A 14,065-nucleotide genomic window follows, 5' to 3' on the forward strand; every position below is an offset into this window, starting at 1 on the left:
TGACCAGAACCGCAATCCTGTCAAATGCGCCGCCATGACTTCACGATCCGACTTCGATCTCGCTCACCGTCTTGCAGATGCTGCGGCCGAGGTGATCCGCCCCATGTTTCGCGGGGACTGGGGGGAGGAGCAGAAGTCTGACCGCAGCTTCGTAACGGAAGCGGACCGTGCTGCGGAAGCGGCTATGCGTGCCATAATCGAAGCTGATCGGCCCGACGATGGCATCATCGGTGAAGAATACGGGACACGTAACGAAGGTGCCGGGCGTCAGTGGGTGCTGGACCCGATCGACGGAACCACCAGCTTCATCGCCGGACGGCCGATCTTCGGGACGCTGATTGCCCTGATGCAGGATGGCTTTCCCGTCCTCGGCATCATCGACCAGCCGATCGCGAAGGAGCGCTGGGCTGGCCGCACGGGCGAAGGAACTACGTTCAATGGCAAGCCGGTGCGCAGCGCAGCCTGCCGAGAACTCGCGAATGCAGTGCTCGCGACCACCACCCCGCACCAGTTTTCCGACCAGGAGGCCGACCACTTCATGGGCCTTGCGAAAGCGGTGGCGGAGCGCAAGATCATCTATGGTGGCGATTGCTATAATTATGGCCTTGTCGCTAGCGGCTATGTCGATGTGGTCTGCGAAGCCGGACTCAAGCTCCACGACTTCGCAGCGCTTGCCCCGGTGGTCGAAGGTGCGGGCGGGATCATGTGCGACTGGGCAGGGGAGCCGCTCCACGCCGAAAGCAACGGCAATGCTCTGGCCATCGGTGATCCGGCACGGCTCGAGGATGTCCTTGAGGCCATGAACCTGACGTAATCTCGCGACACGGCGCGTGCAGCGAATGGACAACCTTGCAGATATGCCTAGTGTCAGGAAACGATGGGGATGACCGTAAAGATACTCTGCTAAGATTGAGCCTCGGCCCTTTGGCGGATCGTTTCGAGCAGGTTTTCCGAGATATCACCCAAGAACAGCTCGCCCCACAGGGCGGCATAGGAGTTGAGGTGAGTACGGGCTGTATAGTCCGTGTGAAGCGTGAGGCGCTGTTTTCCGCCGGCCAGTCTTTCTAGGCGGTAGCCACCGCGACGGATCTGCATGTGCTTACTTCCCGGGTTGAGATGTGCGTCCGTGAACTCCCAGCCCGCGCTGTCGCCAAAGTCGAACACCCATCCGATTTCGCGATGCACTTCCCATCTGTCGACGACTTCTGCGAAGCGAATTCCCTTTTCCCAGAATCCTTCGCGGCGAGCGCCAACGCCTTCGCCTTCGAGCTCTGCCTCCAGCGGGCGAGGAAGACCCGCAATATCCTGGGAAAAATTGAACGCGCCTTCGTCTTCCGCGATGCGCTTCATACCCCGCATCAGCGGCCAGATCGCCTTGGGAGATGCATCGATGATGACGCTTCGTTCGACGCGGTAATCTGCTTCCGGTGTGGGCAGAGCCATCTCGAGAGGAAAGATGACGAGAGGCAGAGCCGCGATGCCCAGCGCGTGCATCCGGTTCGCCGGGGCACCATCTCCCAATTTCCTGCGCATCCGGCGAAGCAGAAGCGTACCGGCCGCGCCGCTTGCGAGCCAGATGGGCGAAAGCATGATCACGCAGATCGTGCCTTCCTTCAGGACCGGAATCGAGATCGCCCACATCCCGATCATCAAATAGGCCGGTACGCGTAAATAGTAGCGGCTCTCCCGCCGGAAGTGTGGATCTCCCATCCAGGCGGCAAACGCGCAGAGTACGGCCGGCTGGAGGATAGCGAAGCTGACGGAAAAATAGCCGGCGTCAGGCCGAACGAGGTCGACGAGTGCATATCCAGCCAACGCATAGGCAGCCAGCGCCAGCATGCCTGCCATCCAGCGCATGCCAGCGCCGCTCCAGTCGTAACCCGATTTTGGGACCTCGCTCTCGTCCATTGCGCTTGGTTCTACTGCAAAGGCGGTCAAGAGCAACTGCGCGCGGGCTGGAAGTCGGGGCGGGAAGCGGTTAACCGCGCAGCATGGTGGGAAAATGCAGAACCCTTGATGGACGGATCGCGCTGGTGACGGGCGCGGCGCGTGGTTTGGGGCTTGCTATCGCCAAACGGCTGGCGGAAGCTGGCGCGCGCGTCTGGCTCAACGGACGCGATGCAGCAGCCTTGTCCGAAGCTGTTGCCCATATCGGCGAGCAAGCACATCCCTTGGTCTTCGATATTACCGATGAAGCCGCCACCGTGAAAGCGTTCGAGGAATTGGCCGTGCAGGGCATAGACATCCTCGTCAACAATGTGGGGGAGCGTGATCGGCGCTCTTTCGAAAAAATTGCGCGCAGCGACATCGCCCGCCTGCTCGACAGCAATCTCGTCGCGCCTTTCGATCTTGCGCGCCGTTCTGTGCCGTTGATGCGGGCGCGTGGCTACGGACGAATCATAAACATCACTTCGATTGCCTCCGAGATCGCCCGCGGGGATGCTTCCTACACTGCGAGCAAGGCTGCGCTGACCGGCGTGACGCGATCGCTTGCCGCCGAGCTCGGGGCCGATGGCATCACGGTCAACGCCGTAGCGCCGGGCTTCGTGCTTACGGAAACCAATAGGGGTTGGTTTACCGGAACGCCCGATATTTCCAAGCATCTCGCCCGCCGCACTTCGCTCGGTCGATGGGCAACGCCCGACGAGATTGCAGGCCCTGTCGCCTTCCTTGCTTCACCCGAGGCTTCGTACATCACCGGACATACGCTGTTCGTCGACGGCGGCTACGTAACCCACTTCTGACTTGCATCCTGGCGCAAAACCGCTATTTCGCGCGCCTTCACCGACACGTGATTCTCAGCCGGCCTGGCGACAAGGGCTGCCAGGGCTGGTCCGGACGTGTCTCTGACAAAGGAGATGAAAATGCCCAAGCTGAAGACCAAGAGCGGTGTGAAGAAACGCTTCAAGATCACCGCAACCGGCAAGATCAAGCACGGTGTGGCCGGTAAACGCCACCGCCTGATCAGCCACAATGCGAAGTATATCCGCCAGAACCGCGGCACCTCTGTCCTGTCGGAAGCCGACACGAAGACGGTGAAAAAGTGGGCGCCTTACGGCCTCGACTGATCGCGATACTTAAGGAGAAACTGATATGCCTCGCATTAAACGCGGCGTTACTACACGCCAGAAGCACAAGCGGCTCCTAGACCAGGCCAAGGGCTATCGCGGTCGCCGCAAGAATACCATCCGTGTCGCTCGTCAGGCCGTCGAAAAGGCCGGCCAGTACGCTTATCGCGACCGTAAGGTTAAGAAGCGCAATTTCCGCGCTCTCTGGATCCAGCGCATCAATGCTGCGGTCCGCGCCGAAGGCCTGACCTATTCGCAGTTCATGCACGGCACCAAGCTGGCCGGTATCGAACTGGACCGCAAGGTAATGGCCGATCTCGCCATGAACGAAGGCGCGGCCTTCAAGGCGATCATCGACCAGGCGAAGAAAGCTCTGCCTGCCTGATCAAGGCCAACTGATTCAAAGCAAACGGGCGCCACTCAACTCGGGAGGCGCCCGTTTTCTTGTCAGTCTGTTTGGAACGAATCTCCATTCTCGGCTAAGGTGAGCCGATGAGGGTTCTCGAAAAGCACGGATTGAGACAGCAGGTAAACGTCAGGTTCTTTGCGCCGCCCGATGATCTCGCGCCGTGCTTCACCACTTTCTACAAAATGGAGGTTGTTCTTCCGCAAGGTCGGAGGGTCACAGATCACCTCCAGCCCGAATGGGCGAATTTGCGGTTCTTCATGCGCAATCCGCCGAGCGCCACGGTTGGGGACGGCCAAAGTCTCAGCGCCCGGTTTACGGCGACAGGGCCCAGTTCGCATCCCATGCGTTTCGAAATGGGTTCCTGCAGCATGTGGGGCATAGGCCTGTTGCCATTGGGGTGGGCGCGATACGTGCAAGAGCCCGCCGAGGATTACGCAGATACGATTTTCGATGGCGAAGCCCACCACTGCTTCGCCCGATTTGCGCCCCTGTGTAAGAAACTATGCGCATCAAGCGGATCGGACGAGGACGAATTTTCCGCCATCACCGAGTTTTTCAGGGAGTTGGCACCACCGCCCAAAGATGCGGCTCGAATACTTGCTATCCACGAGGCAATGATCGATCCATACCTGATCGAAGTCGCCACTCTGGCGGAGCGGGTGGGGCTTACGAAGCGGACGCTGGAACGCGTCTGCGGGCGTCATTTCGGCTTTCCGCCACAGCTGTTGCTGCGCCGCCAGAGAATGATGCGCAGCCTGGCGGCTTTCATGCTGGCAGACATGAAAAGCTGGTCGGAAACGATCGATCGGCACTATCATGACCAGGCCCATTTCGTGCACGAATTTCACAGTTTCATGGGTATGAGCCCGAGCCAGTATGCACGCATGGAACACCCGATCCTCGATGCCTTCATGGCTGAACGCCAGCGTGTCTGGGGTTCGCCGGTGCAGACGCTCGACCCGCCCCGTTCCACGGACCTGCCCGAGCCTCGAAGAGAAGTTTCACCGGAGCGGGAATGAGCGATCGCTTTTCCAGCGACGGAATTCGCACCACCGGCCCTGAAGGTTCTCGCAGGTTTCACACAGGGCTTTAGGATTCCTGCCTATGCCGCTAGAGGCAGCGCGCAAGGACCTATCTCGAGAGTTTCATGACCGATCTGCCGACAATGCAAGAGGATGCGCTCCAACGCATCGAAGGGGCGAGCGACGCCGGGGCGCTTGAGGCGCTGCGTATCGAATATCTGGGCAAGCAGGGTTCGATTTCCGCGCTGATGAAGACTTTGGGCAAGATGTCGCCCGAGGAGCGGCAGGAGCAGGCACCCAAGATCCAGAGTGCGCGCACTGCCGTTGCCGATGCGATTGCGGCGCGCAAGGAGGCTTTCGAGGCTGAGGAGCTCGAGCGCAAGCTGGCGTCCGAAACGTTGGATCTGACCTTGCCGTCACCTACGGCCCCGCGCGGCAGCGTGCATCCGGTGAGCCAGGTGATGGACGAGCTGGCGGAGATCTTCGCGGACCTCGGCTTCTCGGTCGCGACCGGCCCGGAAATCGAGGACGACTGGCACAATTTCACCGCGCTCAACATGGCCGAAACCCACCCGGCCCGCGCGATGCACGACACGTTCTACTGTTCGGCGGAGGGTGCGAATGAAGCGCCTGATACGGCCGCGAACAGCGCGCCGAACACCCGGCGCATGCTGCTGCGCACGCACACCTCGCCGGTGCAGATCCGCTCCATGAAAGAGCAGGGCGCACCCATCCGCATCATCGCTCCGGGCCGGGTCTATCGCTCCGACAGCGACGCGACGCATACGCCGATGTTCCACCAGATCGAAGGCCTCGTGGTCGACAAGGGTATCCACCTCGGCCATCTCAAGTGGACGCTGGAAACCTTTCTCAAGGCCTTCTTCGAGCGCGACGATATCGTGCTGCGGCTGCGGCCCTCCTATTTCCCGTTCACCGAACCCAGCGTCGAGGTCGACGTGGGCTGGGAAGATGTGAATGGCCGCAAGGTCCTGGGCGGGGACGGCGATGCGCCGGGTCATGGCTGGATGGAATTGCTCGGCAGCGGCATGGTCAATGCCCGCGTGCTCGAGTTTGCCGGGCTCGATCCGGACGAATGGCAGGGCTTCGCATTCGGCGTCGGCGTCGACCGGCTCGCCATGCTCAAATACGGGATGGACGATTTGCGCGTCTTCTTCGACGGCGACCAGCGCTGGCTCGACCATTACGGCTTCTCGCCCTTCGACCAGCCGACCCTTTCCGCCGGTGTGGGAGCAGGCGCATGAAGTTCTCGCTCGAATGGCTGAAGTACTTCCTCGACACCGATGCCAGCGTGGCGGACATCGCGGCTGCGCTCAATCGCATCGGTCACGAAGTCGAAGGGATCGAGGACCCGGCCGAAAAGCTCCAGGGCTTCCGGGTCGCCAGGGTGCTGACGGCTTCGCCGCATCCCGATGCCGACAAGCTCCAGGTGCTGACCGTCGATACCGGTGAGGGCGATCCGCTGCAGGTCGTCTGCGGCGCGCCCAATGCACGCGCTGGCATGAAGGGCGTGCTCGGCCTGCCCGGCGCGGTGGTTCCTGCCAATGGCATGGAGCTGCGCAAGAGCGCGATCCGCGGCGTCGAATCCAACGGCATGATGTGCTCCGTGCGCGAGCTCGAACTGGGCGACGAGCAGGACGGCATTATCGAGCTGCCCGAGGATGCGCCGGTCGGCATGGGCATGGCTGAGTATCACGAAGCCTCCCCCGTGTTCGACGTGGCGATCACCCCGAACCGCCCCGATTGCATGGGCGTGATGGGCATCGCCCGCGATCTTGCGGCGGCAGGGCTCGGCACGTTCAGGCCGATCGAGATCTCGGACATCGCCGCCAAGGGCGATTGCCCGGTGGAAATCCGCATCGACGATCCCGAAGGCTGTCCGGCATTCTATGGCCGGGTCATTCGCGGGGTGAAGAACGGCAGCAGTCCGGAATGGATGCAGCGCCGCCTGATCGCGGCGGGCCAGCGGCCGATTTCGGCGCTGGTCGATGCAACCAACTATCTCATGCTCGCTTTCGGGCGCCCGGCGCATGTCTATGACCTCGCCAAGCTGTCGGGCGCAATGGTCGCGCGGCACGCCGGTGACGGCGAGACCTTCGATGCGCTGAACGAGAAGACCTATACGCTCGACAGCACGATGACCGTGATCGCCGACGACAAGGGCGTCCACGATATTGCGGGCATCATGGGCGGTGCCCATTCGGGTGCAAGCGAGGAGACGACCGACGTCCTCCTCGAAATCGCCTATTTCGATCCCGAGCGGATCGGCGTGACCGGCCGCAAGCTGGGCCTCGCTTCCGATGCGCGCACACGCTTCGAGCGCGGCGTCGATCCGGAGTTTCTTGACGACGGTCTCGCAATCCTGACCAGCCTGATCACGAAGACCTGCGGCGGAGAACCCACCGAAGCTGTCCGTGCCGGCACTCCGCCTGCCGAGGCCAAGTCGCTTACCTTCGACCCCAGCCTTACCGCGCGCCTTGGCGGTCTCGACGTGGCGAATGACGAGCAGCGGGCCATTCTCGAATCGCTGGATTTCAAGGTTTCGGACGACTGGGTGGTGACCTGTCCCCCCCGCCGCCACGACATCGAAGGCCCTGCCGACCTGGTGGAAGAGGTCGTCCGCATCCACGGCATCGACAATGTCGCCAGCACGCCGCTGCCGCGCCGCCCGGGCGTGGCACTGCCGACCGCGACGCCGATGCAGGCGATGGAGCGCAAGCTGCGCCGTGCAGCTGCCGCACGCGGCCTCAACGAGGCGATAACCTGGTCCTTCCTTCCCGCTGCCGAAGCCGGGTATTTCGCCGACGGGGCCGAGCTATGGGTGCTCGAAAACCCGATCAGCGAAGACATGAAGGTGATGCGGCCCTCGCTCATTCCCGGCCTGCTCTCCGCCGCCAAGCGCAATGCCGACCGGGGCGCGGACGGTGCGCGCCTGTTCGAGATCGGTCGGCGCTATTTCCGCGGGGCGGACGGTGCGAGCGACGAGAAACCGACGCTCGGCGTCGTGCTCTCGGGCGAGAAAATGCAACGCGGCTGGGCGCACGGGAAAGCGCAGCCATTCGATGCCTATGACGCGAAGGCAGAAGCCGTGGCGCTGCTCGAAGCGGCAGGCGCGCCCGTTGCCAATCTCATGGTGATGGGCGAGGCGGGCGACCAGTTCCATCCCGGCCAGTCGGCCACGCTGCGGCTCGGCCCCAAGAACGTCCTCGCCCGCTTCGGTGCACTACACCCGAATACCTGCCGGGCCTTCGACGTCGACGGGCCGGTAATGGCGGCCGAGATCTTTCTCGATGCCATCCCTGCAAAGAAGAGCGGCGGCGGGTTCGCCCGCGCTGCCTATGCGCCCCCGGCGCTGCAGGCGGTCACGCGCGATTTCGCCTTCCTCGTCCCTGCGGACCTTGCGGCGGGCGATCTCGTCAAGGCGGTGCGCGGTGCGGACAAGAAGGCCGTGGTCGATGCGCGCGTGTTCGACGTGTTCGCCGGGCAGGGTGTACCCGAAGGCAAGAAGTCGGTCGCGGTCGAGGTCATCCTCCAGCCGGGCGACAAGAGCTTCACCGACGAGGAGATCAAGGCGATTTCCGACCGTGTGGTGGGGAACGCTGCCAAGCAGGGTGCGGAGCTGCGCGGATGAGGACGGCACTGGTCACAGGCGCAACTGCCGGAATCGGCGAAGCGACCGTCCGCACGCTGGTCGGGAGCGGCTGGCGCTGCGTGGCGACCGGGCGGCGCAAGGAACGGCTCGATGCGCTGGTGGACGAGCTGGGGCCGGACAAGGTTCACGCGGCCTGTTTCGACGTGACCGACGAGGCCGCGCGCGATGCGGCGCTCGATGCATTGCCCGATGCCTTTGCGGGGATCGACCTGCTGGTGAACAATGCCGGTCTCGCGCTCGGCACCAGTCCGGCGCAGGACAGCGATCTGGCCGACTGGAAGACCATGATCGAAACCAATGTCACGGCGCTGGTTTCGCTGACCCACAAGCTGCTGCCGGTCCTGATCGAACGCAAGGGCGCGATCGTGAACCTGTCCTCCGTGGCGGCGAATTATCCCTATACGGGCGGCAACGTCTATGGCGGGACCAAGGCCTTCGTGCGCCAGTTCACGCTGGGGCTGCGCAGCGATCTCCACGGCACCGGCGTGCGCGTGTGTTCGATAGAGCCGGGCATGGTCGAGACGGAATTCACGCTTGTGCGGACCGGCGGCAATGCCGAGGCGCATGAGAAGCTTTATGGCGGTGCCGATCCCATGACCGCCGGGGACATTGCCGAAACGATCCGCTGGGTGGCCGAACTGCCCCCGCACCTCAATATCAACACGCTCGAACTGATGCCGGTGAGCCAGAGCTACGCCGGTTTCCAGGTTGCGCGGGAACCCTGACCTCCAGCCGTTCGCCCTGAGCCTGTCGAAGGGCCGCCCTTCTTCTTTCAGGAGCGGCGGCGGAAGTGAAGGACAGGGCTTCGACAAGCTCAGCCCGAACGGGATAGATAGAAAAATCTCATGACCTCAGACCGCCGCACATTCGCCATCATCTCGCACCCCGACGCGGGTAAGACCACGCTGACCGAGAAGCTGCTGCTGACCGGCGGCGCGATCCATCTTGCGGGCGAGGTCAAGGCGCGCGGGCAGGCGCGGCGGGCGCGGTCCGACTGGATGAAGATCGAGCAGCAGCGCGGCATCTCGGTCACCTCCAGCGTGATGACCTTCGAGCGTGAGGGTATCACCTTCAACCTGCTCGACACGCCGGGGCACGAGGATTTCTCCGAAGACACCTACCGGACGCTGACTGCGGTCGATTCGGCCATCATGGTGATCGACGCGGCCAAGGGCATCGAGCCGCAGACGCGCAAGCTGTTCGAGGTCTGCCGCTTGCGCAGCGTGCCGATCATCACCTTCGTCAACAAGGTCGACCGCGAAGGGCGCCCGGTCTTCGAACTGCTCGACGAGATCGCCGACATGCTGGCGCTCGATGTCAGCCCGCAGATGTATCCCGTGGGCATGGGCGGCGAATTCCAGGGCATTCTCGATTTCGCTTCGGGCGACGTGGTGGTGCCCGAAGGCCCGTCGAAGGAATTCAAGGGCAAGCGCGTGGCGAATTTCGACCTGCCCGAAGCCGTGGCCGAGAATATCGAGCTGGCGCAGATCGGTTATCCGGAATTCGACCTCGAAGCCTATCGCAATGGCGATCTCACCCCGGTCTATTTCGGATCGGCGCTGAAGGGCTTCGGTGTGACCGAACTGATCGAGGCGATCGCGAAATACGCCCCGCCGCCGCGTCCGCAGCCCGCGGGCGAGGAGCAGATCAGCCCGGACCGCGACGAGGTGACCGGCTTCATCTTCAAGGTGCAGGCCAATATGGACCCCAATCACCGTGACCGCATCGCCTTCATGCGGCAGGTGTCGGGCACCTTCAAACGCGGCATGAAGCTGACGCCCAGCGGCCTCGGCAAGCCGGTCGCGATCCATTCGCCGATCCTGTTCTTTGCGCAGGACCGCGAAGTGGCCGACACCGCCGAGCCGGGCGACATTATCGGCATTCCCAACCACGGCACGCTGCGCGTGGGCGATACGCTGAGCGAGAAGAACCAGACCCGCTTCACCGGCCTGCCCAACTTCGCGCCGGAAATCCTGCGCCGCGTCGCGCTGGTCGATCCGACCAAGACGAAGCAGCTCAGGAAGGCGCTCGACGACCTGTCCGAAGAGGGCGTGATCCAGGTCTTCTATCCGCAGCTCGGCGGGCAGTGGATTATCGGCGTGGTGGGCCAGCTGCAGCTCGACGTGCTGATTTCGCGCCTCTCCGCCGAATACAAGGTCGAGGCGAAGCTGGAGGCTTCTCCCTTCGCCACCGCGCGCTGGATCAAGGGCGACGACAAGGCGCTGGCCGAGTTCGAGAAGTTCAACCTGACGAACCTCGCCAAGGACCGCGATGGCGATCTCGTCTTCATGGCGAAAAGCCCGTGGGACGTGAATTACCAGGAAGAGAAGAACCCGGACCTCGCCTTTTCGGCCACGAAGGAGCGTTGAGGTTGAATCCGGCGCGGGGTTCAAGCAAAGGCCGCGCATGACCATTCCCGGCCCGACCTCACAGACCTTCATTTCGCAGCGCCTGCGGCTCAACTACCTCGACTGGGGCAATCGCGGAAAGCCGCCGCTGGTGCTCGTCCATGGCGGGCGCGACCATGCGCGTAGCTGGGACTGGGTGGCGGAGGAATTGCGCGAGGACTGGCACGTGGTGGCGATGGACCACCGTGGCCACGGCGATTCCGACTGGGTGAGCGACGGCAATTACCAAGCGAACGACATGGTCTATGACCTGGCGCAGCTGGTCCACCAGCTGGGCGTCGGCCCGGTGACCATCGTCAGCCATTCGATGGGCGGCAACGTCTCGCTCCGCTATGCCGGGACCTTCCCCGACATGGTGAAGAAGATCGTCGCCATCGAAGGGCTGGGGCCCAGCCCCAAGCGGCAGGCGGAGATGCGCGAGAAAAGCTATCCCGAGCGGCTCAACGAGTGGATCGGGCAGAAGCGCAAGGCGGCCGGTCGGACCCCGCGCAAATACGAAAGCATCGAAGCCGCCTTCGCCCGCATGATCGAGGAGAACAGCTATCTCACCGAAGATCAGGCGCGCCACCTCACCATTCACGGGGTGAACCGGAACGAGGACGGTACCTATAGCTGGAAGTTCGATCCGCATCTCAACGTCTGGCCGGTCGAGGATATCGCCGACGAATTCCTCCATCAGACCTGGGCGGCGATCACCGCGCCGACGCTGCTGCTGTACGGGGCGGACAGCTGGGCCTCCAACCCCGAAGGCGACGGGCGGCTGGATCACTTCGCCAATGCGCAGGTGATCGAGTTCGAAAACGCCGGCCACTGGCTCCACCACGACCAGTTCGATCGCTTCATGGCGACGATCCGGGAATTTCTGTAGGTCTCGCGGCACAAGCGGCGGGGATCATGCATTGAGACCCATGTGCGCCTGACCTTCGCCAGCTATAATATCCACAAGGCCGTGGGGCTCGATCGCAAGCGCGATCCGGAGCGCATCCTTTCGGTCCTGCACGAAGTCGACGCCGATATCATCGCGCTGCAGGAGGCGGACCGCCGGATCGGCGCGCGCGAAACCTGCATCCCCCGCGCCGAGATCGACGATTCGCCCTGGCGGCTGGTCGAGGTGGCGAAGCGTCCGCGCAGCATCGGGTGGCACGGCAATGCCCTGCTCGTGCGGCGCAAGTTCGAGGTGCATGACGCCGAGCCGCTCGACCTCCCCACGCTCGAGCCGCGCGGCGCGGCGTGCGGCGAGATCACGGTCGAAGGCCAGCGCATCCGCATCATCGGTACGCATCTCGACCTGTCCGGGCTGAGACGGCGCGACCAGATCCGCTCGCTATGCGGCTTCGTGGACGGTTGTTCGCGCAACCTGCCCTCGGTCATCATGGGGGATTTCAACCAGTGGGGCAGGGCGACCGGGGCCATGCGCGAGTTCGCCGATCGCTGGGCGGTCGTGACCCCGGGCAAAAGCTACCCCTCGCGCCAGCCGGTCGCCGCGCTCGACCGCATTGTGGCGAGCACCCATTGGAAGTGCGTCGAGTCCAGGGTGCACCATACCGGCCTGTCCGCCATTGCCTCCGACCATCTTCCGGTCGTGGCGACGCTAGAGCTGATTAATAAATAACCACACGCCTATTATTTAGGCAATAAAACATCCCCACTAAACCGAAATTGCGCATTTTCCCGTCTTCCGCCTGATTGGCACGGCTTTTGCTGCATGTGCGAAAGCCGGTGTTTGGGCCGGTGCGCTTAGCAAGAGGGGTGAAAGCGTGAAATTCATCATCGCAGTCATCAAGCCGTTCAAGCTCGACGAGGTCCGCGAGGCCCTAGGCGGGATTGGGGTGGCCGGAATGACCGTTACCGAAGTCAAGGGCTTCGGACGGCAGAAGGGCCAGACCGAGATTTATCGCGGGGCCGAATATTCGACCAATATGCTGCCCAAGGTGAAGCTCGAAATCGCGGTTGCCGACGATCTCGCGGCGCAGGTGATCGAGACGATCCAGCAAACCGCCAGCACCGCAGCGATCGGCGACGGCAAGATCTTCGTTTTCGACCTAGCCAGCGCCACCCGCATCCGCACCGGCGAAACCGGCGAAACCGCGCTGTGACGCCTTGGAGGGACATCATGACCATGCCTAATTTCATGCGCACCGCCGCCACGGCGACTGCCGCGCTCTTCACCGCTACTGCCGCCCATGCGCAGGAGGCCGCCGAAGTTGCGGCTGCCGTTCCCAATCCCGGCAACAATGCCTGGATGATGACCGCGACGGTCCTCGTCCTGCTCATGATCCTGCCGGGGCTCGCATTGTTCTATGGCGGCCTGACCCGGTCGAAGAACATGCTTTCCACCATGACCCAGATCGGCGCCACCGCCGCGCTGGCGATGATCATCTGGGTGATGTGGGGCTATTCGCTCGCCTTCGGGGACACCACCTATGAAGGCACGCTGGGCCTGTTCATCAGCGGGGGGAGCTATTTCCTTGCCGGCACCGATGCGAGCAGCACGGCGGCCACCTTCACCGACGAGGTGATCAGCAAATACGTCTTCATCAGCTTCCAGATGACCTTCGCCGCGATCACCGCCGCGCTGATCCTGGGCGCGACGGCAGAACGCATGAAGTTCGGTGCGGTGATGGCCTTCGTGCCGATCTGGCTGACCATCGTCTATTTCCCGATCGCGCATATGGTCTGGGCCGGCGGCGGGCTGCTGTTCGAAGACGGCGCGCTCGATTTTGCAGGCGGCACCGTGGTGCACATCAATGCCGGTGTCTCCGGTCTCGTGCTGGCCTATCTCCTCGGCAAGCGCCGCGGCTGGCCGCAGGAGCCCATGATGCCGCACTCGATGACGCTGACCATGGTCGGCACCGGCCTTCTGTGGGTGGGCTGGTTCGGTTTCAACGCCGGTTCGGCGCTGGAAGCGGACGGCTCCGCAGGGCTTGCCATGATCAACACCTTCGTCGCGACTGCGGCAGGGGCGCTGGCATGGATGGTGATCGAGCGGCTTGCCGGTCACAAGGGATCGGCGCTCGGCTTCTGTTCGGGCGTGATCGCGGGCCTCGTTGCCGTCACTCCGGCAGCAGGCAACAGCGGCCCCTTCGGCGCCATCCTGCTCGGCATCCTTAGCTCGGCCATCTGTTATTTCTTCGTCGCCAAGGTGAAGGCCAAGTTCGGCTATGACGACAGCCTCGACGCTTTCGGCATCCACGGCATCGGCGGCATCGTCGGCGCCATCGGTACGGCGGTGGTCTACCAGCCGTTCCTCGGCGGGCCCGGCGATGGCTCGACCGCGCTCGGCACGCAGTTCGGCATCCAGGTCTTCAGCGTCCTCGTGACGATCGCCTGGGCGGCAATCGGTACGCTGATCGCCGGCTTGATCGTCAAGGCACTGGTCGGCCTGCGTGTCACCGAAGAGGCCGAAGTCGAAGGGCTCGACATCTCCGAACATGGGGAGCGCGCCTACAACTAACTAACCAGAAATCACGAGTTCGGCGGGGCCGTCA

At 63.2% G+C, this 14,065-nt stretch carries 14 protein-coding genes; 13 read left to right on the forward strand and 1 reads right to left on the reverse strand.

Annotated elements, in window-relative coordinates:
• Window positions 1-34: 34 nt before the first annotated feature.
• Window positions 35-814, forward strand: a complete 780-nt coding sequence (gene hisN, locus K3180_RS03415) for a histidinol-phosphatase (RefSeq protein ID WP_221538268.1) — start codon at window positions 35-37, stop codon at window positions 812-814.
• Between the two features lie 89 nt (window positions 815-903).
• On the opposite strand, the gene K3180_RS03420 is transcribed toward hisN, so the two are convergent.
• A complete protein-coding gene (locus K3180_RS03420; RefSeq protein ID WP_221538269.1) occupies window positions 904-1,908 on the reverse strand; it encodes an SRPBCC family protein in 1,005 nt (334 codons plus the stop codon).
• Window positions 1,909-1,991: 83 nt separating this feature from the next.
• Here K3180_RS03420 and K3180_RS03425 point away from each other — a divergent pair, with 83 nt between their 5' ends.
• From K3180_RS03425 to K3180_RS03480, 12 genes are all read left to right on the forward strand, one after another.
• Window positions 1,992-2,744: an SDR family oxidoreductase gene (locus tag K3180_RS03425; protein WP_221538270.1), complete on the forward strand. Its 753-nt coding sequence runs from the start codon at window positions 1,992-1,994 to the stop codon at window positions 2,742-2,744.
• 120 nt (window positions 2,745-2,864) lie between these two features.
• Window positions 2,865-3,068: a 50S ribosomal protein L35 gene (gene rpmI, locus K3180_RS03430; protein WP_160727701.1), complete on the forward strand. Its 204-nt coding sequence runs from the start codon at window positions 2,865-2,867 to the stop codon at window positions 3,066-3,068.
• 25 nt (window positions 3,069-3,093) lie between these two features.
• Window positions 3,094-3,453: a 50S ribosomal protein L20 gene (gene rplT / locus K3180_RS03435; RefSeq protein WP_006834668.1), complete on the forward strand. Its 360-nt coding sequence runs from the start codon at window positions 3,094-3,096 to the stop codon at window positions 3,451-3,453.
• Between the two features lie 107 nt (window positions 3,454-3,560).
• The gene (locus K3180_RS03440; RefSeq protein WP_221538271.1) at window positions 3,561-4,496 is read left to right on the forward strand and encodes an AraC family transcriptional regulator; all 936 of its coding nucleotides are present in this window, start codon (window positions 3,561-3,563) and stop codon (window positions 4,494-4,496) included.
• A 128-nt stretch (window positions 4,497-4,624) separates the two neighbouring features.
• Complete coding sequence (gene pheS / locus K3180_RS03445) at window positions 4,625-5,761, forward strand: phenylalanine--tRNA ligase subunit alpha (RefSeq protein WP_221538272.1); 1,137 nt, start codon at window positions 4,625-4,627, stop codon at window positions 5,759-5,761.
• Window positions 5,758-8,148: a phenylalanine--tRNA ligase subunit beta gene (gene pheT, locus K3180_RS03450; RefSeq protein WP_221538273.1), complete on the forward strand. Its 2,391-nt coding sequence runs from the start codon at window positions 5,758-5,760 to the stop codon at window positions 8,146-8,148. Before pheS ends, pheT begins: the two co-directional genes overlap by 4 nt.
• Window positions 8,145-8,894 carry an SDR family NAD(P)-dependent oxidoreductase gene (locus K3180_RS03455; RefSeq protein WP_221538274.1) on the forward strand — a complete coding sequence of 250 codons (750 nt, stop codon included), beginning with the start codon at window positions 8,145-8,147 and terminating at the stop codon, window positions 8,892-8,894. Before pheT ends, K3180_RS03455 begins: the two co-directional genes overlap by 4 nt.
• Before the next feature lie 120 nt (window positions 8,895-9,014).
• Window positions 9,015-10,538: a peptide chain release factor 3 gene (locus tag K3180_RS03460; protein WP_221538275.1), complete on the forward strand. Its 1,524-nt coding sequence runs from the start codon at window positions 9,015-9,017 to the stop codon at window positions 10,536-10,538.
• A 37-nt stretch (window positions 10,539-10,575) separates the two neighbouring features.
• Window positions 10,576-11,445, forward strand: a complete 870-nt coding sequence (locus K3180_RS03465; RefSeq protein ID WP_221538276.1) for an alpha/beta fold hydrolase — start codon at window positions 10,576-10,578, stop codon at window positions 11,443-11,445.
• Between the two features lie 42 nt (window positions 11,446-11,487).
• Window positions 11,488-12,189 carry an endonuclease/exonuclease/phosphatase family protein gene (locus K3180_RS03470; RefSeq protein ID WP_221538277.1) on the forward strand — a complete coding sequence of 234 codons (702 nt, stop codon included), beginning with the start codon at window positions 11,488-11,490 and terminating at the stop codon, window positions 12,187-12,189.
• Between the two features lie 145 nt (window positions 12,190-12,334).
• On the forward strand, window positions 12,335-12,673 hold the full coding sequence (locus K3180_RS03475) for a P-II family nitrogen regulator (protein ID WP_221538278.1): 339 nt from the start codon (window positions 12,335-12,337) through the stop codon (window positions 12,671-12,673).
• 17 nt (window positions 12,674-12,690) lie between these two features.
• Window positions 12,691-14,031, forward strand: coding sequence for an ammonium transporter (locus K3180_RS03480; protein ID WP_221538279.1), 1,341 nt, complete (start codon window positions 12,691-12,693; stop codon window positions 14,029-14,031).
• The last annotated feature ends 34 nt before the right edge of the window (window positions 14,032-14,065 follow it).

It is taken from the genome of Qipengyuania huizhouensis (genome assembly GCF_019711635.1).
GTDB lineage: Bacteria > Pseudomonadota > Alphaproteobacteria > Sphingomonadales > Sphingomonadaceae > Qipengyuania > Qipengyuania huizhouensis.

What these genes read in the sequence shown, in the direction of transcription:
- hisN (WP_221538268.1), top strand. Translation starts at nt 35, where the DNA reads ATGACTTCACGATCCGACTTCGATCTCGCTCACCGTCTTGCAGATGCT.
- K3180_RS03460 (WP_221538275.1), top strand. Translation starts at nt 9,015, where the DNA reads ATGACCTCAGACCGCCGCACATTCGCCATCATCTCGCACCCCGACGCG.
- rpmI (WP_160727701.1), top strand. Translation starts at nt 2,865, where the DNA reads ATGCCCAAGCTGAAGACCAAGAGCGGTGTGAAGAAACGCTTCAAGATC.
- K3180_RS03455 (WP_221538274.1), top strand. Translation starts at nt 8,145, where the DNA reads ATGAGGACGGCACTGGTCACAGGCGCAACTGCCGGAATCGGCGAAGCG.
- K3180_RS03425 (WP_221538270.1), top strand. Translation starts at nt 1,992, where the DNA reads ATGGTGGGAAAATGCAGAACCCTTGATGGACGGATCGCGCTGGTGACG.
- K3180_RS03465 (WP_221538276.1), top strand. Translation starts at nt 10,576, where the DNA reads ATGACCATTCCCGGCCCGACCTCACAGACCTTCATTTCGCAGCGCCTG.
- K3180_RS03440 (WP_221538271.1), top strand. Translation starts at nt 3,561, where the DNA reads ATGAGGGTTCTCGAAAAGCACGGATTGAGACAGCAGGTAAACGTCAGG.
- pheT (WP_221538273.1), top strand. Translation starts at nt 5,758, where the DNA reads ATGAAGTTCTCGCTCGAATGGCTGAAGTACTTCCTCGACACCGATGCC.
- K3180_RS03480 (WP_221538279.1), top strand. Translation starts at nt 12,691, where the DNA reads ATGACCATGCCTAATTTCATGCGCACCGCCGCCACGGCGACTGCCGCG.
- K3180_RS03420 (WP_221538269.1), bottom strand. Translation starts at nt 1,908, where the DNA reads ATGGACGAGAGCGAGGTCCCAAAATCGGGTTACGACTGGAGCGGCGCT.
- rplT (WP_006834668.1), top strand. Translation starts at nt 3,094, where the DNA reads ATGCCTCGCATTAAACGCGGCGTTACTACACGCCAGAAGCACAAGCGG.
- pheS (WP_221538272.1), top strand. Translation starts at nt 4,625, where the DNA reads ATGACCGATCTGCCGACAATGCAAGAGGATGCGCTCCAACGCATCGAA.